Genomic DNA, 25,639 nt, shown 5'->3' with positions numbered 1-25,639 from the left:
TACAGGCGTTCCAGCCCGATTGACCCACCACTGAAAAAGCCGATTCTAACCGAGAATGCACTAAATTGGTGCCTGGCTCACAGATATATTTACTGCGAATATCACAAATGTTATAGTATAACACTTGCACCCTTGCTTATTATCTGCGGCTAAAATCACCCGTGGAACACTTCAGGACTGTCATGCTGAACCGTTTTACCGCCCGCCCCAGACACTGGGCCCTGTTGTTCATCACCAGCTTTAGCCTGGTACTGGGCATTGCAGTTTATCTGGTCAGCACCCCGCCAGCAGTTGACGAATCCGCACCAAACATGAGTGAAGTACTGGAGGCGCTTGAAGCCACCGACTTCCATAACGCCCTGATTCCACCATTGCAGCCACCGCCCGACTGGGAGCAGTACACCCTGCAGGCGGGTGATCGCCTGTCACACCTGTGGCATGAAAAATGGCACTTGCCGCTGGCTACCCTTTATACACTGCTGGAAAACCGTGAAGGAGCACAACACCTGAACCGGGTTCGTCCCGGCCAGCACATTGAGTGGCTCGCCAGCCGTGATGGCCAGTTGCTGGCCTTACGCATCTGGCAGAGCCGGGCACAAGGCAGTGAATGGCTGCGCGAATCCAGCGGATTCAGCTTTCGTGAACTCACTTCCCAGCGAGAAGTACGCCTGCTACGCCTGGAAGGCACACTTAACGGCATTCTGGTCAACAGCCTGCAAGACATGCCTGAAATTGCTGGGCAACAAGGTGCCATTGCCGCGGCACTGGATCGTCATCTACCGCTGCGCCGTGATGCCCGTGATGGTGATCAATTCAGCCTGCTGATTGAACAGGAATGGCTGAGCAATGACCCAACCCCCTATTCAACCCGCCTGCTGGCCTTTGATTACAAGGGTGATCGCATGCAGGTTCGGGCAGCCCGCCACCAGGACGGTCGTTTTTACACTCCGGAAGGGGTCAGCCTGATTCCACCCTTTGACCGTATCCCGCTGGCTCAGCGTTTTCGCATCAGTTCCGGATTCAACCTGAATCGCCGTCACCCCATCACCGGCAGGGTACAGCCGCACTACGGCACCGATTTTGCCACCCCTGTCGGCACCCCGGTGGTCGCTCCTGCCGATGGTCGAATCATTCGGCGCGGCTGGCACCCTTATGGTGGCAACTACCTGGTCATCGATCACGGTCAAGGCTTTGAAACCCGCTACCTGCACCTGCATCGCATGTATGTGAATCGCGGCCAGGATGTGCGCCGCGGCCAGCAAATTGGGCAAACAGGCAATACCGGTCGCAGTACAGGTCCCCACCTGCATTATGAACTGCACATCAATGGCCGCCCGGTGGATGCCATGCGTGCTGAACTCCCCAGTGTTGAAAAACTGGAAGGCAATGACCTGCGCGAATTCAAAGAGCAGAGCCAACGCCTGTTTGCCGGGCTGGATAACCGCATGAACCTGAAAGAAGTGGCACAACTGCTGCCGCAATCCCGCTGAAACCAAGTGTTTTTCAAATACAGGAACTCCGCATGACTGCTGCACTGCCTGACGTTGCTCGCCAAACCCACCAGAGCCTGCATCTGGACCAGGTAGGTATGGCCAACATCCCCCTGCGCCTGCGCTTTCAGGACCAGGACATCAGTGCCAGCGCCACCGTCACCGTTGACCTGAGTGCTGAGCAGCGCGGTATCCACATGTCACGCCTGTATCTGACACTGGAACAACTGGCCAGCCAACAGCCACTGGACACCAGTTGCCTGATCACCCTGCTGAACAGTCTACTGGAAACCCAGCAACCCGGCAGCCAACAACTGCGCCTGGCGCTCAGGTTCGATTGGTTAAAAAAGGTTCCGGCACTGCTGAGTGACAACAGTGGTTGGCAGCGTTACCCCATTGAGCTGGTCGCCTGGCAGAATGATCAGGGCATGCAACTGCTGCAGCGTGTGGAAGTACTCTATTCTTCCACCTGCCCCTGTTCGGCAGCGCTGTCGAGAGAAGCCCTGGCCGAAGTATTCAGGGAGGAGTTTGCTGATCATCAGGCACTACGACCGGAAGATGTAGCTCGCTGGTTACAGCAACACGCCAGTCTGGCAACTCCACACAGCCAGCGTAGCATGGCCCGAGTGGAACTCCACTCTTCGTTGCAGGCAGAGCAACCCCTGCAACTGGACACCCTGATCCTGCAGATGGAAAAATCCCTTGCCACACCGGTACAAACTGCCGTGAAGCGCACCGATGAACAGGCCTTCGCCCTACGAAACGGTGCCAACCAGATGTTCTGTGAGGATGCTGCTCGTCGTCTGGCGCTGGGTGTTGAAAAACTGCCTCACTGGCAACAGGCTCATATCGAAGTTCACCACTACGAAAGCCTGCACGGCCATGATGCAGTAGCGGGCAAGTGGCTGACGCGTAACGGTCAAAGCACTGCCCAACCTCGCTGGTTTCGGTAAACACCCGCAGCACAGGGCAGACACCGGGTCTTGCCTTATGCTGCAGTGACACAGGCAGCGAAATCCTGTAAATTTCCCGTCATTTACGTAATCGCACACATACCCATTCGCACACCCATTTTGACTTCAAGGTAAGCTGACCCCATGCGCGCTTCACAGATCCTGATTGCCACCCTCAAGGAAACCCCCAACGATGCCCAGGTCATCAGCCACCAGTTGATGCTGCGCGCCGGTTTCATTCGCAGCCATGGTTCTGGCCTCTACACCTGGTTGCCGCTGGGCCTGCGTACCCTGCGCAAGGTGGAACGCATTGTGCGTGAAGAAATGGACAAGGCAGGTGCGCAGGAAGTATTGATGCCCGCCATCCAGCCTGCTGAACTGTGGCAGGAGTCCGGTCGCTGGGAACAATACGGCAAGGAGCTGCTGCGCGTTAAAGACCGCCACGACCGTGATTTCTGCGTTGGTCCGACCCACGAAGAAGTGATCACCGATCTGATTCGCCGTGAACTGCGCTCCTACAAACAGCTCCCCGGCAACTTCTACCAGATTCAGACCAAATTCCGTGATGAAATCCGCCCCCGTTTTGGTGTGATGCGTGCCCGTGAATTCATCATGAAGGATGCCTACTCCTTCCACCTGACGCAGGAATCCCTGCAGCAGACCTATGATGTGATGCACAGTACCTACTGCAACATCTTCACCCGTCTGGGCCTGGATTTCCGTCCGGTGATTGCAGACAACGGTTCCATTGGTGGCACCGGCTCCCACGAGTTTCACGTACTGGCTGACTCGGGTGAAGACGACATCGTGTTCTCCAACAGCTCTGATTACGCTGCCAACATCGAAAAAGCTGAAGCCCTGCCGCGTGAAACCTCACGCCCTGCAGCAACGGAAGCACTGCGCCTGATTGACACCCCGGAAGCCAGGACCATTGCGCAACTGGTTGAACAATTCGGCCTGCCGATTGAAAAAACCATCAAAACCCTGGTGGTGAAAGCGGCTGAAGGTGGCCTGATTGCCCTGCTGGTGCGTGGTGATCACGAACTGAACGAAGTGAAGGCCGCCAACCTGCCTCAGGTGGCCAGCCCATTACAGATGGCCAGTGATGAAGAGATCAAGGCTGCCATTGGTGCTGCTCCCGGCTCTCTGGGCCCGATCAGGCTGCCGATCCCCTGCATTGCTGATCGTTCTGTTGCCATGATGAGTGACTTTGGTGCCGGTGCCAATGAAGATGGCAAACACTATTTTGGTATCAACTGGGAGCGCGACCTGCCGCTGCCTGAAACCGCCGACATCCGCAATGTAGTGGAAGGTGATCCCAGCCCTGATGGCAAGGGCACCCTGCTGATCAAGCGCGGCATTGAAGTGGGCCACATCTTCCAGTTGGGCATCAAATACTCCGAAGCCATGAACGCCACAGTACTGGATGAAAATGGCAAACACGCCACCCTGATCATGGGTTGTTACGGCATCGGTGTCACCCGCGTGGTGGCCTCAGCGATTGAACAGAACAACGATGCTTCCGGCATCATCTGGCCAAACGCCATTGCCCCCTTTGAAGTGGCTATTGTGCCGATGAACGCCCACAAATCCGAACTGGTGCGGGCAACCACCGAAAAACTCTATCAGGACCTGAAGGCAGCCGGTGTGGATGTGCTGCTGGATGACCGGGATGAGCGCCCCGGCTCCAAGTTTGCCGACCTGGAATTGATCGGCATTCCGCACCGCATCGTGGTGGGTGAGCGAGGTCTGAACAACGGTGAACTGGAATACAAGGGCCGCCGTGATGCCGAAGCCAGTATGGTTGCGGCTGACACCATCCTTGACTTCATCCGTGAGAAGTTGGCTTGAGACCGGCCGACTGAATACTGAAGAAAATAAAACCCGCCAGGTGCGGGTTTTATTTTCAGAACACAAATCGAATCAAATAATGCAACACACCCAATAAGGACAGCGTAAACACCACGACCAGGTTAATGCGAATCGAATCCGTTTTACGGCGGTTCCGCAAAGAATTAAGCAGCAAACCAAAACCAGCCAGTAGCAACACCGCCAACATCAAGAAAAAAGCATAATAATAAGCTGTTTCATCCCAGCTCGGGCGTACTTTCAAACCCAGCATGCGATCAAAAAAGGTCTCCATTTCCGGGCGAGCCTGCTCCACCAGAAACAGGATTGGCAACATCAGCACCCAGGATACCGCGCCAAAAATACTGATCAGATTCAGTAGCGGGTCACGACGGCGGCGGCGTTCCGGAATTTTCTTGTGACGGTCTTCCGGTTTCTGCGCCAACTTTCTCCAGTCATCATCCATCTCTTGCAGCCCCTTACATCAATTGTACTGATCCTCAGCATAATCCAGATGCCTACAAAAAAAACAGTCCCTTCAACAAATTACATAATATTTGCCGTAGGACAATACATTCATGCGGTATAAAGCGACAAAATGTCCCATAAGAAAAAATTTTTGTTAATACCGAGTCAAGGACCGCTGCAAATGCTCAAACTCCAGACCAAAACCCTCCTGGCCCTGGCTTCTGTCATGTTAACCCTCACGCTGGTGATCACCCTGGCCAGCCTGGCTTCGTTTCGTGATTTTTCCATCCGGGCCGCGACTGAGCACACGCGCACCGCGGCAGAAATGATTCGTGTAGCACTGACAGAATCCATGATCAACGGCACCATGCACGAACGGGACTCCCTGCTAAAACGCATTGCCCAGGTGGATGGTCTGGATGAAGCCCGTGTCATTCGTGGTAAATTAGTTGCCCAGCAGTTTGGTGATGGCCTGGCGCTGGAAAGCCATGCAGACACCATCGACCTCCAGGTACTGGCCAGTGGCCAGCCGGTTTATACCCTGGTGGGTGGTCATCTCACCCCGGAGTTTCGTGCCACCATTCCTTACATTGCCACCAGTCGTGGTGATGTGAACTGCCTGAGCTGCCATGCTGTTCCTGAAGGCTCGGTACTGGGTGCCGTAACCCTGACCGCTTCCATTGAACACATGCGTACTGCCGCCATACTCACGGTTATTGTTCTGGTTGGTGCCACTGCCCTCTTTTCCATCATTTCCCTGCTGTTCCTGCGCCGCCTGCTGCAGCCGCTGGTCACTACAGCCAGTGAAATTGAACATGCCGTGCGCCAGGCCAAAACCGGTGATTTCAGTGTTCGTGTACAACAGCGCAGTAATGATGAAATCGGTGCCATTGCCCGCCACTTCAATAGTCTATCCGAAGGCATCACCAGCAAACTCAGTGAAATTCGTCAGAATGTGGCTCATCTGGTGCAATCCCAGCCACTTGAAAACGGGGATTTGCTTGCCGATACGGCCAACACCGTGTCCGGGTTAGTCAAGGTGGCCCAGTTCAAGCAAGCCATCGAAGAAGACGAATCCAGTGAAGAAGTGTTCCAGCGCATTGGTGAAGTGCTGCAGGATGAGTTTCATTTTGAAACCTTTTCCATTTACGAAGTGGATCAACTCAAAAAACAGATTCATACCGTTTGTGTTGATGGCATTGCCCAGGCCCCGATTCACTGGTGCAATGCCGACATCTCCGACAAGTGCACCGCTTGCAGGGCGGTACGCACCGGGCACTTTATTGATGGCACTGAAAATAACCTGATCTGCCGCTCCTTCTCCACTGAGGCCCGCCAGCAGCATAAAACCTACCTCTGTCTGCCTGTGATTCAGTCCGGTGGCGTTGGCAGTGTCATTCAACTGGTGCTGGATCACACTGATGTTCAACGTGCCGAACGTGTCCGCCCGCTGGTTGAGTCCTACCTGCGGGAGGCTGCCCCGGTTCTGCAGGCCAAACGCCTGATGGCCAGCCTGCGGGAGTCGACACTGAATGATGCCATGACCGGCCTGCGCAATCGTCGCTTTCTGGAGGAGTATTCCGATACCCTGGTCAATCAGTGCAAGCGCCGTGAAACAGCCATGACACTGATCATGCTGGACCTGGACTACTTCAAGAAGGTCAATGACACCTACGGGCATGATGTCGGTGACAGCATTCTGGTGGATCTGGCCAATATCTTTCGCGCCAACGTGCGTGAATCCGACCTGGTCATCCGTTATGGCGGTGAAGAATTCCTGATTATCCTGCCAGATACCGATTCAGCCAGCGGCATGCTGGTGGCTGAAAAAATACGCAAGGCAGTGGAAAATCATCAGTTCAAGGCGGGCGGTGTACTGTTGAACAAAACCATCTCGGCCGGTCTGGCAGATTATCCCAATGATGGCCAGGCCTTCTGGCAGGTGCTTAAATTTGCGGACGTTTCCCTGTATGCTGCCAAGGAAAGAGGTCGCAACCAGGTGGTGCGCTTTACGCCGGATCTGTGGGTTTCAGAAGAAAAATACTGATCCGTACAAGCACTGCCAGGGCACCGGAATCCATACGAACAGACTGGAAAACCCATGCTGAACTGGCTGGAGCGCCGGGCACAACACCTGGCCTTCCTGAGAGTACCGGCCCTGCTGCTGGCTGCAGCAGGGTTGATCGCCTTCATCCTGACCCTGCAGTTGCCAGCAATCCTGCTGCTGATCTGGTCACTGCTGCTGTACGCTTTCCTGACACTGTTTCAACACCTGCCACAGCCTGAACCGACTGCTGGCTGGTGGCGGCGCACCAAACTGCGCCTGCTGCGATTGGCCTACCAACTGCTGGCCTTGCTGCTGTTGCTGCTGTCGCTGGCGCTGCTGGCCCTGTCGGCGCGTGGGATGTTTGTTTTTTTCAGTCACTGAGAGCACTCAAGAAGCTTCTTAACTGCTGAGCCGTTCAAAATGCCGCGTATTCTTATAGGGCATCTTCATGAAACCCGACACTCCCAAGCCATTAATCTGCGGAATTGCCGCCCGAATGCGCTGCAGGCAGGCTGCAAACTCTTCCTCTCGTGAAACATCCAGCAGCACATAATAACTGTGTACCTTCAGATGCCTGGGCAGGGCTTCAAAAATGATCAGACCGGTATGGCGGATGGCATTCAAGCGCACAATTTCATCCAGAATCGCTTGCGGCAAATGCAAGAGCTCATCCGGATCATCCCCGTCCTCAAAATAGGAGTGGCTGAGACTGCTGTCTTCCACTGCCGGGGTTGGCAAGACCTCATAGGGCAAATGCCAGTCATCCGGCGGTACAAAAGGCTGGTTTTCATCATCCCGTTCCAGGTGGCGGGTGGCACGAGCATCAAACATGCAGCACTTGAATACCCCTTCCTGCCGATTGATGGCTCGTGCCAGGGTCATCAGATTATTGACGGAGTCGACAAAGGATCTGCGCAACTGCGGGTCATGCAGTTTCAGATTGGAATCCACCAGCAACTGATCCCCTTGCCAGTGAATCGCCAGACCGCCCAGCAAGGGATATTTGCCCAGGCGGCTGACCGCTGCCAGAAAAGCCTTCTCGGTATCACCCATGCCCTGCAGGAAGTTCTTGTAGTATTTCTCCAGCTCCACATCCCGGATACCGGCCAGCAGGCTTAAATCCGGCTGTTCAGCACGCAGAAAGCTGCGACGCGAGCTGTACACTACTGTTTCCAGTGCCTCACGCTGTTCGGTCACCCACACCGGCAAGGCCGGGCGCACCTCAAGGTCCGATGCATCCGGCAATACCCAGCGCTTCAAGTGATGTGCCTGCTGCATCATCCGGTCTCCAGCTTCCCGTCGCTGCTGAGGATCACCGGCCAGTAATTGCTGCAGATTCTCACCAAAAGCGGTTGGCAAACCCAGCGAAGTGGCCGGAATGGCATGAATACCGTGGCGACAGGACTGCGCCGATGCCAGCGCATAAAGGGTGGCTGCCAGCCCCTGCTCATCAAAACGCGGGGAACTCAGCCCGCCGTTCAACTGCTCATCGCCGATAAAAAACACATCCCCCAGCCGGGCATTACTGCTGCCGACATCACCCAGACCCAGTGCGGCACTGTGGCCCACCGGCTGGCCTCGGACATCCAACTGGGCAAATACACTGGAACCCCAGTCAATCAGCTTGATGTTTTCCGTCTGCGGATCAAACACGATATTGGAAGGTTTGATGTCACCATGCACCAGCGGCGCCTCGCCCTGTTCATTGTGATGACTGCGCAGGGCATTCAGCACTTCCACCAGTTGCCAGGCCAGCCGCAGAATCAGTCGGGCTGGCAAACGCCCCTGCTGCAAGGACCAGGCTTCCAGATCCATGCCCCTGGCCCTTTCCATCACCAGCACCGACTGACGCGCCAGGCGGGTGTACTCATACAGACGGGGAATGAAGGCATGCTGCACCTGCCCCTGCATCCAGGCTTCTTCCTCCAACCGGTCCTGCACCGCCTGAGGCAGATTGATACGGGAAAACTTGAATACATACTCGCGGCCATCTCTGCCCCGGCCGCCAAACACAAAACCAAAGGCTCCCTTACCGACCAGCTCGATGTCACTGAATCCCGCCTGCTGCAACTGCTGCTGGCACAGGCTGATCCAATCACGTACCTTCTGGGCATCCTCATGGCTCATCAGGTAAAGCGACTGCTCTTCATTGATGTAAAACTGCTGCAACAGCGGTGTTTCGGTAGCCATGGATGTCCTTGGACAGGGAATCTTTTATTATCAAAGGGTTCTATACAGAAACTTATTCGTTGACCGCAGCTTTGGCAAGCTGCCCAGGCAGATGATTAAAAACCAATGATCAAACGCTCACTGAGCTGGCTGCTGCGCAGCCTGTTGCTTCTTGTTGCCCTGCTGGCAATACCGGCCATGATGACCGCCTGCAGCCTGTTGAAACCCCAGGTGCACTGGTCAGAGGCCGATCGTTCCAGTGCCGGGCTGGCACCACCGGCTGAGGCCGTTTCCGAAGCCGTGGTACTGGTGTACGCAGCGCGTACCTTCGGTTGGCGTGGCAACTTTGCCGTGCACACCTGGGTTTCCACCAAGGAAGCCGATGCTGATCACTGGCAGGTGCATGAAGTGATGGGCTGGCGTCGCCCGATTGTCCGCTCCGGCCCGGACCTGCCGGATCGTCGTTGGTACGGTGCTGAGCCGCGATTGCTGGCCGAACTGCGTGGCGCTGAAGCCGAAGCGGCGATTCCGAATCTTCTGGCAGCCGTAAAGAGCTACCCCTACCCGGACACCTACGAAGCCTGGCCGGGACCGAACAGCAACACCTTTGTGGCCTGGTTGATCCGGGAAACGCCGCAACTGCAAGTGGTGCTGCCAAACATCGCCATTGGCAAGGACTACCCGGCTCCCGGTGCGTTCAACCGCACCCCCAGCAACAGCGGCTACCAGGCATCCCTGTTCGGTTATGCCGGGGTTGCCACCAGTGTGCAGGAGGGGTTGGAAGTCAATCTGCTGGGGCTGAACTTTGGGATCGACCCCTGGCATCTGGGTGTGAAGCTGCCCGGTTTCGGGCAGCTGAGTTTCAGGAGTCCGTGGCCTGCTGGGCATCGTGACGGAACATCGCCTTGATGCCCCGTACCGCCTGACGGATGCGGTTTTCGTTTTCGATCAGGGCAAAACGCACATAATCATCACCGTAATCACCAAAACCCACGCCCGGCGACACACAAACCCGGGCTTCGGCCAACAACCTCTTGGCGAACTCCAGTGATCCCATGGCACGGTATTGATCAGGGATTCTGGCCCAGATGTACATGGAGGCCTTGGGTTTATCAACCATCCAGCCAGCTTCGTACAGCCCTTTCACCAGCGTGTCACGGCGTTTACGGTATTGTTCGGCAATATCACGCACACACTGCTGATCCCCTTCCAGCGCAGCAATGGCCGCCACCTGCAAGGGCGTGAAGGTGCCATAGTCGTGATAACTCTTGATGCGTGCCAGTGCCTGCACCAGTTCAGCATTACCGACCATAAAGCCGATGCGCCAGCCAGCCATGTTGTAACTCTTGGACAGGGTGAAAAACTCCACCGCCACATCCCGCGCCCCTTCCACCTGCATGATGGACGGTGCTTTCCAGCCATCAAACACAATGTCGGCATAAGCCAGGTCATGCACCACAATGATGTTGTGCTCCCGTGCCAGCGCCACCACCCGCTCAAAAAAGTCCAGTTCCACACATTGTGCGGTCGGGTTGGACGGGAAACCCAGAATCATCATCTTGGGTTTGGGAATGCTTTCGCGGATCGCCCGTTCCAGCTCCACAAAAAAATCCACGCCCGGAATCAGCGGCACCGAACGCACCTGGGCACCGGCAATCACCGCACCGTAAATATGAATCGGATAACTGGGATTGGGCACCAGCACCATGTCGCCATGATCCAGGGTGGCCAGCATCAGGTGCGCCAGCCCTTCCTTGGAACCGATGGTGACAATGGCTTCGGTTTCCGGGTCGATCTGCACATCAAAACGCTGTTGATACCAGTTGGCAATGGCCCGGCGCAGGCGCGGAATGCCGCGAGAAGTGGAATAACCGTGGGTGTTTTCACGCTGAGCCACGGCACAGAGTTTTTCAACAATGTGTGGCGGTGTGGCGCCATCCGGGTTGCCCATGCTGAAATCAATGATGTCCTCACCACGACGGCGAGCCGCCATCTTCAGCTCGGCAGTGATGTTGAATACATAAGGAGGCAGGCGATCAATACGGGAAAAACGGCGTGCAGAAGGCACACCAGAGGTGTCTTTGCTCATAATACACTCGATAGCGTCAGCGCCGGGAACCGTCCCAGCGACGTGGACCGATCATTCGATCCGCACCAGAGCATATAATGCCGATTGAGAAAAAACCAGATGCAGGTTACTAAATCCTGCCAAACCAGTACTTGAAAGCCATCAGGTTAGCTTGTCTGAAGCTCAGTTGCTGTTTGATAAAGCGAAGCAGACCAGCTTGGCAACTGATCTTGACCAATCATCAGTTTCATCCGGTACTCGGGACCGAATTTGAACAGACGCAGCCAGACACCCTCACCTTCCTGGCTGTTATCAAAAACATCCAAGCGATCAACATAAGGAATTGCATCCGCCGCTTGCTGGATGGATTTGTAATAACGCTCAACGATCTTGGAAATAGGCACTTCATGGCCACCCAGCAAATACCTTTTGGTGATACGGGCAGCATTGATTGAAGGGCAACTGGTGGAGACAAAAAATAGCCTAGTAAAATAACCTGCCTGTTTCGCCCGCTTCAGGTAATCCAGCTTATCAGGTGCAGAAAACACCGTTTCAAACGCTATGGATTTTTGCTCTTTCAGCAGCTTTTCACGTAACTCAGCGGCCTGATTTGCAGCCTGCAGGGATAGTTTCGGGTCGTTCCAGTCTCCCAGATCCCGAGCAAGGTTATCCGGGTTGATATACACACATTCTTTCAGCCATTGATGCTGTAAAAGAACCTCAGTAATCGTGGTTTTTCCTGATCCATTAGGGCCAGCAATGATTGCCAATACTGGTTTTCTCATGGCTAGATGGTGGCCGCATGAATCTTCTGTAGACGCTGCTTATGGATCAGGTCTGCCCTGGCTACAGATTCAGCTACACGAATAGAAACCGTCTGAAGTATCTGATACATATCGGCATCATCAGAGTTATATAATTTACAATCATCTAGAGATCCGGCCTTCTGCTCATGCGAAGATTCGGTTTTACCATAATGCAAGGGTTTGGTCTCGCGTATCATAGATACCTCCTAGAACACTTGGACATGCTCTGTTCATTATTGCGTAAAGCCCAACAATAAGCCAACACCCATTCCCAACGGCACATTTCCATGCTCCCTGCTCAAACCCGCCCTTTGTTTCGTCTGGCCTGGCCGATTTTGTTGTCCAATTGCACCATTCCACTGCTGGGGTTGGTGGATACGGCAGTGCTGGGGCATTTGCCGGATGGTCGTTACCTCGCGGCAGTGGCGCTGGGTGCGGTGGTGTTCAGCTTTTTGTACTGGGGTTTTGGTTTTCTGCGCATGGGCACCACTGGCTTGGTGGCTCAGGCCTGGGGCAGGCAGGATCAGGCTGCACTGGGCCGATTGATTTTACAGGCACTGGGGCTGGCGTTTTTGCTGGGATTGACACTGCAACTGCTGCGGCCGTTGGTGCCGTGGCTGCTGACACTGCTGGATGGTGAACCGGAAACCCGTCTGCTGGCGGCAGAGTACATCAGCATTCGTCTGTGGAGTGCTCCTGCGGTTTTGATGCAATACGTGGTGCTGGGTGTTGCCATCGGCCTGGGGCGCAGTCGAGTGGTGTTGGCCCTGCTGATATTAGCTAACGGTATAAATATCCTGCTGGATCTGTGGTTTGTACTGGAGTTGGGCATGACCAGCAACGGTGTGGCACTGGCCAGTCTGTTGGCGGAATGGGCCGCTGCTGTGGCTGGACTATTCTGGTTGTTGCGCACCTGCCGTCAGTTGGGCATTCCCCTGCAACGCCCCACTGCTGACGCAGCCGCTCTCAAAAGGTTGATTCAGGTGAACAGTGACCTGTTTGTGCGTACCCTGGCGCTGCTGCTGGCACTGGCCTTTTTCACCCGTCAGGGTGCCCAGCAGGGTAACGAAGTGCTGGCTGCTAATGCGGTGTTGATGCAGCTGGTGATGTTATCCAGTTATTTGCTGGATGGTTTTGCTCAGGCGGTGGAAGCACGTTTTGGTGCTGCTTTTGCCCGCAGCCATCAGGAAGCAGTGCAGGTTTTTCGTGCCGGGCTGTTTTTATCAGTCGTCACCGCTTTGCTGCTGACACTGTTGGTCTGGCTGGGTGGTGCATGGCTGATCCACCGGCTTACCGATCTGCCGGAGGTGCGTCAGGTGGCGGAAAACCACCTGCCTTGGTTGTGGCTGATTCTGCCGGTATCACTCTGGTGTTATCTGTTTGATGGAGTGTTCATCGGGGCCACCTGGACGGATGCCATGCGCAATACCCTGCTGCTTTCACTGGCCGGTTACCTGCTGGCCTGGTGGTTATTGCAGGATTGGGGCAATCATGGCTTGTGGGCGGCCTTGCTGGTGTTTAATGCCCTGCGCGGGCTGACACTGGCCTGGGTATTCAGAAAACGCTTTCACGCGACCACACCCGATACTCCACCCCCTCACCATAACTGCTGAGTTTATGTTGCAGCTCGGCATCCGGCTGTTGCACCACAAATCCCCAGCGCTGCCAGTAATCACCGGAACCCTGCACCGCCACCAGACAGGCCACATCCAGCCCGGCACGGGTCAATGCGGTGAAAAAGGCCTGAATCAATGCCCGCCCGGCACCCAGCTTGCGTCCCTGTGGGACCACCGCCAGATCATGCAGGTAAAAACAATCCGGCTGATGCGGCAACTGGCATTCCTGACTGTTCAGAGCGGGCAAGCGGTGCAACAGCCAGGGCAGGGACAGCAGATAAGCCACCACCCGGCCCTGATGCTCAGCCACAAAACAACTGTTCGGCGCTGCAGCCAACTTGGCACCCATCGACCGGGCCGACTCCGGCTCCAACTCGGTGTAACACAGTGCCTGAATGGTCAGTATGGCATCCAGATCACTGCTCCGGGCGTTTCTGATCTGCAATGCGGTCATGCTTAATCCTCCGCCAGAAAACCACCAGACTGGCGCGCCCACAACTGGGCATACAAACCACCGCTGGCTATCAGTTGTTCATGAGTGCCGGTTTCCACGATCTGGCCCTGATCCATCACCACCAGCCGATCCATCTGGGCAATGGTGGACAGGCGGTGGGCAATGGCAATCACCGTTTTGCCTTCCATCAGGCGATTGAGATTGTCCTGAATGGCGGCTTCCACTTCCGAATCCAGTGCCGAGGTGGCTTCATCCAGTATCAGGATCGGGGCATCCTTCAGCATCACCCGGGCAATGGCCACCCGCTGACGCTGACCACCGGAGAGTTTCACCCCCCGTTCACCCACGTGGGCATCCAACCCCTTGCGGCCTTTGATATCTTCCAGCGCTGGGATAAAGGTGTCAGCCTGTGCCTGGACTGCTGCATGCCATACGTCTTCTTCTGTGGCATCGGGTTTGCCATAACGGATGTTGTCGCGCACCGAGCGGTGTAGCAGCGAGGTATCCTGACTGACCATGCCGATGGCAGCACGCAGGCTGTCTTGCTGAACGCCGGCAATGTCCTGCCCGTCAATCACGATGCGGCCGCCTTCCAGATCATAAAAACGCAGCAGCAGGTTCACCAGGGTGGACTTTCCGGCACCCGAACGCCCCACCAGCCCCACCTTTTCACCGGGCTGGATATCCAGCGACAGGTTTTCAATCACTCCGGAACCCTTGCCGTAATGAAAACGTAGGGCATCAAACTGAATTCGGCCTTTTTCCACCTGCAAAGGTGGCGCATTCGGCACATCCTCAACCACCTGGGGTTTTGAAATGGTGCCAATGCCATCCTTCACCGTACCGATGTTTTCAAACAGCGAGGCCACCTCCCACATGATCCACTGGGACATGCCAGACAGGCGCAGCACCAGACCCAGCGCCACAGCCACTGCACCCACACTGATCAGATCTCCCAGCCACAGCCAGATGGCCAGACTGGCCACCGACAGCAGCAGCAGCGAATTCAGCAGGTAAAGGCTGGTGTTGAAACCCGTCACCAGCCGCATCTGCCGGTGCACCGTGACCAGAAAGTTGTCCATGCCTTCACGGGCATAATCCGATTCACGCCGGGCATGAGAAAACAGCTTCACCGTCTGGATATTGGTATAAGCGTCCACCACCCGCCCGGTCATGATGGAACGGGCATCCGCCTGTTCCTGCGCCACCCGACCCATCACCGGAATAAAAAACCGCATCAGCAGGATGTAACCCGCCAGCCAGAGCACCAGTGGTGCCATCAGGCGCGGGTCGGCAAAAGCCACAATCACCAGGGTGCCAATGAAGTAGACCGACACGTAATTCAGCACATCCACCAGCTTGATGACACACTCCCGCACCGCCAGAGAGGTCTGCATCAGTTTGGTGGCAATGCGCCCGGCAAACTCATCCTGATAAAAAGCCATCGACTGCTTCAGCAGGTAACGGTGCACCATCCAGCGAATGCGCATCGGGTAGTTGCCCATCAGCACCTGAAAACTCAGCAGCGAATGCATCAGCACCATCAAGGGCAGCCCCAGAATCACCAGCGCCATGCCAGCCAACTTCCAGCCCTCGGTGGCCAGAAAGGTTTCCCGGTTCTGTACCGACAACCAGTTCACCACCTCACCCAGAAAACTGAACAGCCAGACTTCCACCAGCGCAATACACGCCATCAGCACGGCTGTGACACTAATCCAGGGCCAGGAGCCCTTGGTGAAATACAGGCAGAAAGCCAGCAGTGTCCGTGGCGGCTCCTGCGGTTCTTCAGGCGGGAAAGGATTCAGGCGGGACTCAAACCAGCGCAACATGTCAGGCATCCTGCAAATAAGTAGAAAAGAAACGGAAGTTTAACACGAAATTTTGACTCGTCAGTCTAGCTGTGGCAAATCAGTAAAAAGCACCTGCTGCTCTGTCACAAATACAACATCGCTGATCTACAACCACTGAATAAATGCGACTTTCCGGCCCGGCACAAGCCTTGCATCTGCCAGTGCTGAATCCAGGTGCACTTGTTGAAGGATAATCGCAGATGAAACATTTTCTGGACTGGCGTGAATACAAGGATGCCGGTATGGGTGATGCCTATGCTGACATCCCCAGGCGAGGCGGTGATTTTGCCAAGGCTGTAGCCGTCTGCATCAACAGCCGTCAGTGTGAAACCCGTGACCGTGGTGTGATGTGCCCCAGCTATCGAGTCACGGGGGATCCCGCTTTCACGCCTGGTGGCCGGGTGAAGCTGCTGAAACGCGCATTAAACAGTGAATCACCGGAAACCCTGCTGCTGGATCAGGAACTGGCAAAAGCCATGGCCCTGTGTGTGGGCTGTAAAGGCTGCAAGCGTGAATGTGAAAACAGCGTGGATCTGGCACAAATCAAGCTGGAATACCTGGCTCAGCGCCACAGTTATCATGGCGCAGGCCTGCGCACCAGGCTGCTTGGCAAACTGCCACAATGGATGCACCGCTGGCCGTTGCTGGGGCGTTTGCCGAAGCTGCACAACCGTTTTGCACTGCTGCGCCAGTTAAACAAGCTGCTATTGGGACTGGCACCTCGTACCCTGCCGGTCGCCTGCCAGCAACCCTTTCGTGAACCACTGCAGAACAACCAGGATGCCTGTCTGCCACCAGTATCAGAACTGCGCCTGGTGCTGTTTGTTGATAGCTGGACGCGTCATTACCAGCCGGAGCTGGCCGAAGCAGCCCTGGAGCTGTTGCAGGCCGGTGGCTGTGAAGTGCAATTGGTGCAGGCTGCGGCAGAAGATGCAGAGCCTGATCGCCCGCTTTGTTGTGGACGCAGTCTGCTGGCACAGGGACTCATCAAGGAAGCCCGTCACGAAGCCCAGAGAGTCTTGCATGCATTACTGCCCTGGGTGGAACAGGGTTATCCGATTGTTGGCCTGGAGCCTTCTTGCCTGCTGGCCCTGCGTGATGATTATCGGGCACTGGGGCTGGGTGATGCAGCAGAAAAAATCAGCCGCCAGTCCTGGTTACTGGAAGAGTTTCTGGCCCGCGAGCTGCGTACCGGCAAATTAAAGCTCAACTTCACTGCTGACCCACTCAATGGTGAAGGCGAACCACTGCTGGTGCACGGTCATTGCCATCAAAAGGCTGTAGGAGCCATGAAATCCATGCGCAAGGTACTCAGTTACCTGCCAGGCACCCAGGTGGAGTTTATTGAAGCCAGTTGTTGTGGCATGGGTGGTAGCTTTGGTTATGAAAAGGAACATCACGCCTTGTCTCAGGCAATGGCTGCTGACGCCCTGCTGCCCGCTCTGGAGCAGCAACCCCAGGCTGCGGTTCTAGCCAATGGTTTTTCCTGCCGCCAGCAGATCATCAGCCACACTGGCCGGCAACCCAGGCATCTGGTGCAACTGCTACGCGACCGATTACAGCAATAAAACCGAGGGACTCAAGATGGCACGCATTGTTTTTTATGAAAAGCCCGGCTGCATGAACAATACCCGCCAGAAACAGTTACTTCAGGCCTCCGGCCATGAAGTGATCGCCTGCAACCTGCTGACCGAACCCTGGACCACAGAGCGTCTGCAGGCCTTTTTTGAGGGCCTGCCACTGCAACAGTGGTTTAACCCAGCGGCCCCGCGAATCAAACAAGGTGAAGTGACACCGGATCACCTGACTGAAGCTCAGGCTCTGGCACTGATGCTGGAAGACCCTCTGCTGATCAGGCGCCCGCTGATGATCAGTGAAGAACGCCGCATGGTGGGTTTTGATCTGGCAGAGGTCAAGGCCTGGGTGGGGCTGGATCAACAGGATACAGCGATGGATGTGCAGACCTGCACCAGATCCCATTCAGGCAGCCAGTGTAAAGCGCCGGAAACACATCATTAATGCTTGCTTCTACTGCTTTTTGGGGGTTTGCATTCGCCCGGTGATTGCCGTAACTTGATCTTTGCACAACTGAAAGACTCAGGATAAAGACAACAACAAACCGGGCTTCATTCATGCAAAATATTTCCGCAACAACCCTACGCGGCGACCTGTTTGGTGGCCTGACCGCAGGAGTGGTGGCGCTGCCACTGGCGCTGGCCTTCGGGGTCGCATCCGGTGCCGGTGCTGCAGCAGGACTTTACGGCGCCATTGCACTGGGCCTGATGGCAACCCTGTTTGGTGGCACCCGCGTACAGATTTCTGGCCCCACCGGCCCAATGACGGTGGTGTTTGCTTCAGCCATTGCAGCCTTTGGTGGCAGTTTTGAAATGGCGCTGGCCGTGGTATTGGTTGGTGGTCTGCTGCAGGTTGCATTGGGTCTGATGAAAACCGGTGGATTGGTGCGTTACATCCCCTACCCGGTGATCTCCGGTTTTATGAGTGGCATCGGTATCATCATCATTCTGTTGCAGTTTGGGCCCTTACTGGGCGCACCGCCTTCATCATCCCCTTTAAAAGCCCTGGCCAATATTCCGGCCACCCTGGGTGCCTTTAATCATCAAGCCCTACTGCTAGGTGCCATCACCCTGGCCATCGTGTTTCTGACCCCCATTCGCATCAGCCGCTTCATGCCATCACCGCTGCTGGCACTGATAGCCTGTACCCTGCTGTCCGTGATCCTGGGCTTTGATGTACCAACCATCGGCCACATTCCCACCGGCCTGCCAGACCTGCACTTACCCCACTTCAGTCTGGAGCAGTGGACGCTGATCTTCACCCTGGGCCTAACACTGGCCCTGCTGGGCAGCATCGACAGCCTGCTGACCTCCCTGGTGGCAGACTCCATCACCCAGACCCGCCATCGCCCCAACAAGGAGCTGATCGGTCAGGGCCTTGGCAATGTATTGTGTTCTTTCATCGGTGGCCTGCCCGGTGCCGGTGCCACCATGCGAACCGTGGTCAATGTCAACTCCGGCGGCCAGACTCGTCTGAGCGGCGTGGTGCACTCAGTGTTCCTGCTGTTGTTGCTGCTGGGCCTGGCACCACTGGCTTCCGGCATTCCGCTGGCCGTGCTGGCCGGCATCCTGATCAAGGTTGGCATCGATATTCTGGACTACCGCCTGCTGAAACTGATCAAGCGCATCCCGAAACAGGAAAGCCTGATCATGGTGGTGGTGTTTGCCCTGACGGTGTTGGTGGATCTGGTGATCGCCGTGGGTGCCGGCGTGGTACTGGCCATGGGCCTGCTGACCTGGCGTGTGGCAAAAGAAGCACACATTTCCTTTCACGATGACAGCGGCACAGTGCCCGGCATGCCGGTACTGCAACACGGAGTGCGAGTAGTCAATGTGAGGGGGGCACTGTTTTTCGGGACCACCAGCCAGATGCTGGATCGAATCGAAAGGGTGGACCAGGTGCTGGATACCCGTGAGATCATCTTCAACTGCAGCCAGGTGCACTTTATGGATCTGACCGCCATTTTTGCACTAGATGAGATGGCGGCACGACTGCAGAAAAAAGGCATCAAGGCCACAGTGATTGCCAGTCCGGAAGTGAAGGAGCAACTGCTGCAGCTTCATGCACCACATCTACCCCCGGAGATCATTCACGACAGTCTGGAAAAGGCCACCGCTTCACCCTGATGCCAGCACTTTCTTCTGATGACAGACAGCAACCCCAACCGGGCAAGGATGCCCGGTGATTTCATTCACTGTCACCAAACAGCAGGTCATCAATTTCCCGCATGATGAAACCGTGATCAGTGATGTTATGCACCAGATCGCGAGCTTCATCTTCAGAATAGTTGTGCAGGTTAAAACTGATCTCTCCGGCTGCTTCACCGGCATAAATCAACTTCACCATCAAACGCCAATGCTGCATCTGTTCCTGGGGCTGCAACTCCATCACCGCCTGCAAGCTGCCTTCCAGATGACGGATCAGATGGTAACTGCTCATGATGAACCTCCTGCATCACCCAGACCTGATTTTTGCAGATGGGCCACCAGCGAAGAGTCCACCGAACTGACATGCAGCTTCAACCATTGCGGCAGACGGTCCTGCACATAACCCCGACCCAGCATCTGCTTGCCTTCAGCGACACGCTGGCCGATCTGGCGCATTTCCGACAATAAGCGGGCGTGTTCTGACTTGTGTTCGGCTGTGGCCGGAAAACCTGATTGATCCATCAGCAGTTCCTCTTCGGCAAAATGCCTCGCAGTCAGCTCGATCAGCTCGGCAAAACCACTTTTGAAAGCCGCCTTATCGGCCTGCTGCAAGGCGTCCAGCAGCTGATGCAAGGCCAGATGATCCTGGTCCATGGCTTCATGGCTTCATGGCCCAGATGCTGAAAGGATAAAAAAGAGTCTGACATGCCACCTCCGCTTTAAAATTAGCCGAGGTGATGCAAAAAATGCGCCTGAGTTGATGTCAGGCCAGCGGATCAGTGGCGAACAAAAAGCGCCATGCTTTCCACGTGTGCGGTCTGTGGGAACATATCCATCATGCCCAGCCGTTTCAGTTGATACCCCTGCCGCTCCAGACTGGCCTTGTCCCGCGCCAGGGTGGCCGGATTGCAGGATACATACAGAATGCGACTGGCACCCAGCATGCCCAGTTGTTCACAGATGCCTTCCGCACCGGCACGCGGCGGGTCCAGCAGAATCACATCCCAGTGCGCCGAGCCCTGATTCCAGGGCTGCTGTTGCAAGGGTAGGCTCAGATCGGCTGTGGCAAAACGCACATTGTCACAGTGATTGTGAGCAGCATTCAGGCGAGCACGCTGCACCTGGGATTCAAGCCCCTCCACACCCAGCACCTCCGCAGCCTGTTGTGCCAGCGGCAGGGTGAAGTTGCCAAAACCACAGAACAACTCCAGCACCCGCTCATGGCCCTGCAAAGCCAGCCAATCCAGCGCCTGGGCCACCATCTGCTGATTCACCGTAGGATTCACCTGCACAAAATCAGCGGCACTGAACTGCAACTGCTGCCCGATCAGAGCATAACTGAACAAAGGCGGCTCAGCGGCATTTGCCTCGGTGGCAGCATGCAATCCCTGCTCATCCTGCCAGATCAACTGCACACCCTGCTGCTGCGCCCAGGCACGCCAGAGCTGCTGATCCCGATGGCTCATTCGCTGCACCACTCGCAACAGGCGCACCAGCACCCCAGGCTGGTTTTCACCCTGGATCAGCTCAATGTGACCCAGCTGCTTTTTACCTTCCAGTTGTGGCAACAGCTCATGCAGGGCAGGCAACAAGGGCTGCAACTGCGGCAACAACACCGGGCAGCCCTGGATATCAGTGATGAAAGCAGAACTTTTTTCCCGAAAACCCAACAGCAAACGGCCATCCTTGCGCCACTTCACACCCAATCGCGCCTTGCGTCGATAACCCAGGGCATCCGCCGTGATGGCCGCCTGCATTTGCTGCTGCGGGTAATCCAGCAGCTCGGCCACCAGTGCCTGCTTAAACGCCAACTGACCGGACATATCCAGATGCTGCAGGTTACAACCACCACAAGCCTCATAGTGCGGGCACACCGGTTTTATCCGTTGTGGTGAGGGTGCCAGCACCTGATCCACCACCGCTTCGTCATAACGGCTGCGCGTGAAACGCACCTTGCAGGTCACCCGTTCACCGGGCAGGGCACCTTCCACAAACACCGTCTTGCCTGCGGCATTACGTGCCACGCCACGCCCCTCATGACTCAGGCGCAGAATCTGCAAATGTTGTTCAAGAGAATCCGGAGCGGTATCCGACAGTCCATCTGCATCATCGGCAGCCATACCTGTGGCCACACCCGCAACCAACGGATGCGAGCCCTTCTCCCGGCGAGACGGGGATTTATTTTCAGCCTTGGCGGCTGCATTTTTACGGGGTTTGGTGAACAAACGGCTCATGGCACTTCACTGGCTGAAAACAGGAGTCGCATACTAGGGGAAGCATCAGCCCGGAGCAACAACAAACAAAGTGGAGGCAACTACTGGTCTAGCACAGTGATCAGCCGCTGAGGTAATAACTCCAACTGGCGACTGGGTAACAGATGGTGCCACCAGGGCGGCATGCGATTTGTCAGCACCACAACCGCAGCAGAAAGCTCCAGTGACCAGGCGACCATGCTGTGTTGCCCGAAGGTGCCGCCACCATGCCAGGCCGCGATTCCTTCAGGTTTGACCGGGCTCAACATCCATCCCAGCCCGACCTGAGTATCCCGACTGAACCGTGCACGCGGTTGAGTCGTCATGCGCGCCAGCGCATCCCAGGGTGCACCTTGCTCACCCAGTTGTGCTCGCAGAAAACGCATCATGTCATCCGTTGTTGAACGCCACACACCGGCTGCCTCCATGCCTCGCCAGACAAAAGGTGGCACCGGTCGGCCGGCAGTATCATGGCCCTGCATCAAGCGGGAAGCATCATAATATGAAGGTTCCAGATGGGTATCTTGCATGCCCAGCGGTTGCAGGATCAGTTGTTGTACAGCATCAGCGTAGGAGCCACCCGACACCTCACCCAGAATCCTGCCCAGCAACGCCATGCCAACATTGGAGTAATGGGCTTTAGTGCCTGGTTGCAATCTCGCAGGCAACTGCTGCAGGAAAGCCAGCAGATCCTCAGCTTTAAAGGCCTCAGCCAGTTGACGCCCACGGCGCATCAATTGCCAGCGGCTGAAAGGATTTGTCGGAAGCCCGGAAGTGTGGCTGGCCAATTGCTCAAGTGTAACCCGATGCCCCCAGGGCAAATTCGGATAAAACCGGCTGACCGGATCAGTCAGGGCAAGCTGCCCACGCTGAACCAGCAGCGCCAGCAAGCTGGTGGTCAGCGTTTTACCCACCGAACCGATTTCAAACACCGGGGATGCCACCTGTTCCGCTGTGCCGGAACGCCAGCGCCAGTGCTGATCTCGCAGCACCAACTGCACATCAAGCCCACTGCGTGGAGAGTGAGCCAGAAAATCCTGCATCAGCAAAACAGCAGCATCGGTATTCACACATCACATCCTGTTGATGATAAACAGCAGAAAAGCCTGTTATTTCTTGAAACCCCAGATCTTTGCAACCGCACCATTGGAGCCCAGAGTACCCAACACCAAGGCCACAAAACCAACCGAGAAAAAGACCAGTATCGGAATCAACGAACCCACTTCACCGCTGGTGTAACCCGCCCAGGCGGATACCATCGACAGGAACAGAAACAACACCCCCACCACGTTCAGGAACAGTCGGTGTGATTCCTTGTAATTGCTCGGTTCTTCTTCCGTTTCAAAAAAACTCAGAATCGGCCAGAAAATCTTGATTAACATCTGCTTCATTATCAACAACCTTTATCCATTAGCCCAGGCAAACCAACCACGATGAAAGCTCAGAATGGAACACAGGCAAGCCGCCACTGCAAGTCTTTCATCCGGTTTTCACTCGGGCCTGCTGAGTGAACTCAGAATTCAACAGTCAACGCCACTGCCACACACGGCAAGCGCTTCCATCTTCCCTGCCAGTTCCATATCCAGCCGGGTGATACCGCCGGATGCATGGGTAATCAGGTCGATCCTCACGCGGTTGTAGCTATTGCTCCAGTCCGGGTGGTGATTCATGGCTTCGGCCAGCAGTGCCGCCCGGGTCATGAACCCAAAGGCCTGCACAAAGCCGGAAAACTGGTATTCCCGGTGCAGGCGCCCATCCTGAACAAACCATTGTGGGTACTGGTGCAGAAAGTCCTGCAATTCTCGCTGGCTGGCCAGTGGTGTTCGGCTCATGGCAAACTCCTGTTCAGTCTCTGGTTTTCTGCATCAGCAAACAAGCATAACCAAACTGGTGTCCAAAACGACGGTAGATGTCAATTTCCTGTTTCAGCGAGATCAGCACCGGATGATCCTTACCAACGACCGGTTCCAGCCGTTTGATCTGCTGTTCCATATCGCCATAAAAATCCAGCCAGTCCTGCTGTGGCAAGATAAAGTGCTCCAGCACCTGGTAACCCAGCGCCTGAGCCTGCCGGATGCGATCATCCACATGTTGAAACTCAACACCTTCCTGCTCCAGATAAATGCGGGCCTCGGCTGCCAGCTCATCCGTCAGTTGCACCATATCACTGATATACACCAGCCCGTTTTCACTCAGCAAAGGCCGCCAGATCGCCAGTGCCCGTTCAAAACCAATGTTGTAGGCACTGCCTTCGGACCAGATCAGATCAAAAACACCGGGAAGCAACTCTGGCTGGTCCATACTGCCAACCCGAGCGGCAAGCTGGCTCAGGCCTTCAGCTGCGGCTCGCTGTTGCAGGCTTTTGATAAAAGGCTGATGCAAATCCAGCGCCAGCACTTCAGCCTGGGTTTCACGCGCCAGCAGGCAGGTTGCATGACCCTTGCCACAACCCATATCCACAATGCGCTGTGGCAGATGAATACGCTTCACCTGTTGCAGCACCCGATGAATTGTGGAGTCACTGCCCGGCCCCTGGCGTTGCATGGCATCAAAAACATTAAAAAACACCTGCATGTCCTGCTGTTCGTCACTCATGGTTCAGGTCCACTGTCATTCTGGCTGTTTTCATTCGCTTCCGGATGGCAACAGGCATAAAATGCCCTCCCTGACCTGCTGGCCTTCCGGATCTTTTCTTTCATGCAAACCGAGCAACCTTCCGACCGTCAAGCCTGGCTTGCTGTGGTCAGCCTTGCCTTTTCTGCTTTTGTGTTCAACACCTCGGAGTTTGCGCCCATCGGGTTGTTGTCCGGTATTGCTGATTCTTTTGACATGCACATCGCCGAAACCGGGCTGATGATGACCTATTACGCCTGGGTGGTGGCGCTGACATCTTTACCGGCCATTATTCTGCTGAGTGATGTTGAGCGGCGGCGCTTGCTGATTGTGGTGTTTGCTTTGTTTATTGTCAGTCATCTGTTGTCGGCTGTGGCCTGGAGTTTTGCCGTGTTGATGGTGTCCCGTATTGGCATTGCACTGGCTCATGCGGTGTTCTGGGCGATTACAGCGGCAATTGCCATGCGAATTGCGCCGGAGGGCAAAAAGACTCAGGCCGTAAGTCTGTTGATTACCGGTGCCACACTGGCGAGTATTCTGGGTTTGCCGGTGGGTCGGCTGGTGAGTGAATGGTTTAACTGGCGCATCACGTTTTTGCTGATTGGTGGTTGTGCAGCTTTGGTATTGCTGGTGATTTTGCGGGTAATGCCCACCCTGCCGAGCCGTAATGCCGGTTCCATCCGCAGCTTGCCGCTGTTGTTAAGACGACCGGCATTAATCGGATTGTATGGGCTGGTACTGTTGATTGTTACTGCTCATTTTACGGTTTATTCCTACATCGAACCTCTGGTGCAGCAGGTGCTGGGGTTCAGTGGCAGCCTGACCACACTGGTGTTGCTGGTGTATGGGCTGGCCGGTTTTACAGCGGCGCTGTTGTTCAGTCGTCTTTACCGGCATCTAAAGGCAGGAGTGCTGTTGCTGGCGGTCGGCCTGATTGTATTGTCGATGCTGGTACTGGTGCCATTAACCACCACCAGCACTCATCTGATGCTGATCGCCGCCTGCTGGGGTATGGGCATTACATTAATGACACTGGCCGCACAGGTGTTGGTACTGGAGCTGGCCGCCGATGCTACCGATGTGGCAACAGCCATTTTTTCGGGTATTTATAACGTTGGTATTGGCGGCGGTGCACTGGTCGGCAGCCAAATAATTCTCAGCCGTGGGTTGGATCAAACTGGCTATATTGGTGGCTTAATCGGACTGGCAGCACTGGCTTGGCTGGTGTTCTTCTGCTTTGCACACCTACGCAAACACACCCAAGCTTGATGTTATAGCTACAG

At 55.6% G+C, this 25,639-nt stretch carries 24 protein-coding genes; 11 read left to right on the top strand and 13 right to left on the bottom strand.

The features are described 5' to 3' along the window. Positions 1 to 182 precede the first annotated feature (182 nt). The 3 genes from BT114_RS09175 (at position 183) to BT114_RS09165 (ending at position 4,294) form a co-directional block, all read left to right on the top strand. Positions 183 to 1,490, top strand: a complete 1,308-nt coding sequence (locus BT114_RS09175; RefSeq protein WP_072326161.1) for a peptidoglycan DD-metalloendopeptidase family protein — start codon at positions 183 to 185, stop codon at positions 1,488 to 1,490. 32 nt (positions 1,491 to 1,522) lie between these two features. Further along, the gene (folE2, locus tag BT114_RS09170; RefSeq protein WP_072326160.1) at positions 1,523 to 2,443 is read left to right on the top strand and encodes a GTP cyclohydrolase FolE2; all 921 of its coding nucleotides are present in this window, start codon (positions 1,523 to 1,525) and stop codon (positions 2,441 to 2,443) included. A gap of 144 nt (positions 2,444 to 2,587) precedes the next feature. Beyond that, complete coding sequence (locus BT114_RS09165) at positions 2,588 to 4,294, top strand: proline--tRNA ligase (RefSeq protein ID WP_072326159.1); 1,707 nt, start codon at positions 2,588 to 2,590, stop codon at positions 4,292 to 4,294. Positions 4,295 to 4,349: 55 nt separating this feature from the next. On the opposite strand, the gene BT114_RS09160 is transcribed toward BT114_RS09165, so the two are convergent. Beyond that, positions 4,350 to 4,757, bottom strand: a complete 408-nt coding sequence (locus BT114_RS09160; protein ID WP_072326158.1) for a hypothetical protein — start codon at positions 4,755 to 4,757, stop codon at positions 4,350 to 4,352. Between the two features lie 183 nt (positions 4,758 to 4,940). Between BT114_RS09160 and BT114_RS09155 the strand changes: the two genes are divergently transcribed. Then, complete coding sequence (locus tag BT114_RS09155) at positions 4,941 to 6,806, top strand: diguanylate cyclase (protein WP_072326157.1); 1,866 nt, start codon at positions 4,941 to 4,943, stop codon at positions 6,804 to 6,806. Between the two features lie 54 nt (positions 6,807 to 6,860). Next, positions 6,861 to 7,187, top strand: coding sequence for a hypothetical protein (locus BT114_RS09150; RefSeq protein WP_072326156.1), 327 nt, complete (start codon positions 6,861 to 6,863; stop codon positions 7,185 to 7,187). Between the two features lie 18 nt (positions 7,188 to 7,205). Here BT114_RS09150 and BT114_RS09145 read toward each other — a convergent pair whose 3' ends face one another. Next, positions 7,206 to 8,996 (bottom strand): protein kinase domain-containing protein, encoded by a 1,791-nt coding sequence (locus BT114_RS09145; protein WP_072326155.1) that lies wholly within the window; start codon positions 8,994 to 8,996, stop codon positions 7,206 to 7,208. A gap of 105 nt (positions 8,997 to 9,101) precedes the next feature. Here BT114_RS09145 and BT114_RS09140 point away from each other — a divergent pair, with 105 nt between their 5' ends. Beyond that, positions 9,102 to 9,884, top strand: a complete 783-nt coding sequence (locus tag BT114_RS09140) for a DUF3750 domain-containing protein (protein WP_177247072.1) — start codon at positions 9,102 to 9,104, stop codon at positions 9,882 to 9,884. On the opposite strand, the gene alaC is transcribed toward BT114_RS09140, so the two are convergent. After that, positions 9,838 to 11,064, bottom strand: a complete 1,227-nt coding sequence (alaC, locus tag BT114_RS09135) for an alanine transaminase (protein ID WP_072326153.1) — start codon at positions 11,062 to 11,064, stop codon at positions 9,838 to 9,840. The two genes, BT114_RS09140 and alaC, sit on opposite strands and share 47 nt — an antisense overlap. 146 nt (positions 11,065 to 11,210) lie before the next feature. Further along, positions 11,211 to 11,828, bottom strand: coding sequence for an ATPase (locus tag BT114_RS09130; RefSeq protein ID WP_072326151.1), 618 nt, complete (start codon positions 11,826 to 11,828; stop codon positions 11,211 to 11,213). Between the two features lie 308 nt (positions 11,829 to 12,136). Here BT114_RS09130 and BT114_RS09120 point away from each other — a divergent pair, with 308 nt between their 5' ends. Next, positions 12,137 to 13,462 carry an MATE family efflux transporter gene (locus BT114_RS09120; RefSeq protein WP_072326146.1) on the top strand — a complete coding sequence of 442 codons (1,326 nt, stop codon included), beginning with the start codon at positions 12,137 to 12,139 and terminating at the stop codon, positions 13,460 to 13,462. Here BT114_RS09120 and BT114_RS09115 read toward each other — a convergent pair. Continuing rightward, a complete protein-coding gene (locus BT114_RS09115) occupies positions 13,404 to 13,919 on the bottom strand; it encodes a GNAT family N-acetyltransferase (RefSeq protein ID WP_072326144.1) in 516 nt (171 codons plus the stop codon). The genes BT114_RS09120 and BT114_RS09115 overlap by 59 nt on opposite strands. Before the next feature lie 2 nt (positions 13,920 to 13,921). After that, on the bottom strand, positions 13,922 to 15,748 hold the full coding sequence (locus tag BT114_RS09110) for an ABC transporter ATP-binding protein (RefSeq protein ID WP_072326142.1): 1,827 nt from the start codon (positions 15,746 to 15,748) through the stop codon (positions 13,922 to 13,924). 221 nt (positions 15,749 to 15,969) lie between these two features. Here BT114_RS09110 and BT114_RS09105 point away from each other — a divergent pair, with 221 nt between their 5' ends. From BT114_RS09105 to BT114_RS09095, 3 genes are all read left to right on the top strand, one after another. Further along, entirely contained in the window at positions 15,970 to 17,337 is a 1,368-nt protein-coding gene (locus BT114_RS09105; protein ID WP_072326140.1) for a (Fe-S)-binding protein, read from the top strand. A 16-nt stretch (positions 17,338 to 17,353) separates the two neighbouring features. Next, positions 17,354 to 17,788, top strand: coding sequence for an ArsC/Spx/MgsR family protein (locus BT114_RS09100; protein ID WP_072326138.1), 435 nt, complete (start codon positions 17,354 to 17,356; stop codon positions 17,786 to 17,788). A 113-nt stretch (positions 17,789 to 17,901) separates the two neighbouring features. Then, a complete protein-coding gene (locus BT114_RS09095) occupies positions 17,902 to 19,470 on the top strand; it encodes a SulP family inorganic anion transporter (protein ID WP_072326136.1) in 1,569 nt (522 codons plus the stop codon). Between the two features lie 61 nt (positions 19,471 to 19,531). Here BT114_RS09095 and BT114_RS09090 read toward each other — a convergent pair whose 3' ends face one another. From BT114_RS09090 to BT114_RS09060, 7 genes are all read right to left on the bottom strand, one after another. Next, positions 19,532 to 19,783 (bottom strand): hypothetical protein, encoded by a 252-nt coding sequence (locus tag BT114_RS09090; protein ID WP_072326134.1) that lies wholly within the window; start codon positions 19,781 to 19,783, stop codon positions 19,532 to 19,534. Then, entirely contained in the window at positions 19,780 to 20,145 is a 366-nt protein-coding gene (locus tag BT114_RS09085) for a bacteriohemerythrin (RefSeq protein ID WP_072326132.1), read from the bottom strand. The genes BT114_RS09090 and BT114_RS09085 overlap by 4 nt, the downstream gene beginning before the upstream one ends. Before the next feature lie 122 nt (positions 20,146 to 20,267). After that, complete coding sequence (gene rlmD, locus BT114_RS09080) at positions 20,268 to 21,725, bottom strand: 23S rRNA (uracil(1939)-C(5))-methyltransferase RlmD (RefSeq protein ID WP_084662090.1); 1,458 nt, start codon at positions 21,723 to 21,725, stop codon at positions 20,268 to 20,270. 80 nt (positions 21,726 to 21,805) lie between these two features. Beyond that, positions 21,806 to 22,813, bottom strand: coding sequence for a serine hydrolase domain-containing protein (locus BT114_RS09075; RefSeq protein ID WP_072326130.1), 1,008 nt, complete (start codon positions 22,811 to 22,813; stop codon positions 21,806 to 21,808). Between the two features lie 39 nt (positions 22,814 to 22,852). After that, entirely contained in the window at positions 22,853 to 23,134 is a 282-nt protein-coding gene (locus BT114_RS09070) for a hypothetical protein (RefSeq protein WP_072326128.1), read from the bottom strand. Between the two features lie 129 nt (positions 23,135 to 23,263). After that, positions 23,264 to 23,575: a 4a-hydroxytetrahydrobiopterin dehydratase gene (locus BT114_RS09065; RefSeq protein WP_072326126.1), complete on the bottom strand. Its 312-nt coding sequence runs from the start codon at positions 23,573 to 23,575 to the stop codon at positions 23,264 to 23,266. Between the two features lie 13 nt (positions 23,576 to 23,588). Continuing rightward, positions 23,589 to 24,338 (bottom strand): class I SAM-dependent methyltransferase, encoded by a 750-nt coding sequence (locus BT114_RS09060; RefSeq protein ID WP_072326124.1) that lies wholly within the window; start codon positions 24,336 to 24,338, stop codon positions 23,589 to 23,591. A gap of 102 nt (positions 24,339 to 24,440) precedes the next feature. Between BT114_RS09060 and BT114_RS09055 the strand changes: the two genes are divergently transcribed. Next, positions 24,441 to 25,625: a sugar transporter gene (locus BT114_RS09055; RefSeq protein ID WP_072326123.1), complete on the top strand. Its 1,185-nt coding sequence runs from the start codon at positions 24,441 to 24,443 to the stop codon at positions 25,623 to 25,625. Positions 25,626 to 25,639 lie beyond the last annotated feature (14 nt).

The sequence above is a fragment of the Marinospirillum alkaliphilum DSM 21637 genome (genome assembly GCF_900119735.1).
GTDB classification, from domain to species: domain Bacteria; phylum Pseudomonadota; class Gammaproteobacteria; order Pseudomonadales; family Halomonadaceae; genus Marinospirillum; species Marinospirillum alkaliphilum.
Note: the sequence above shows the minus strand (reverse complement) of the source record. Positions and strands in the feature narration are given on the sequence as shown.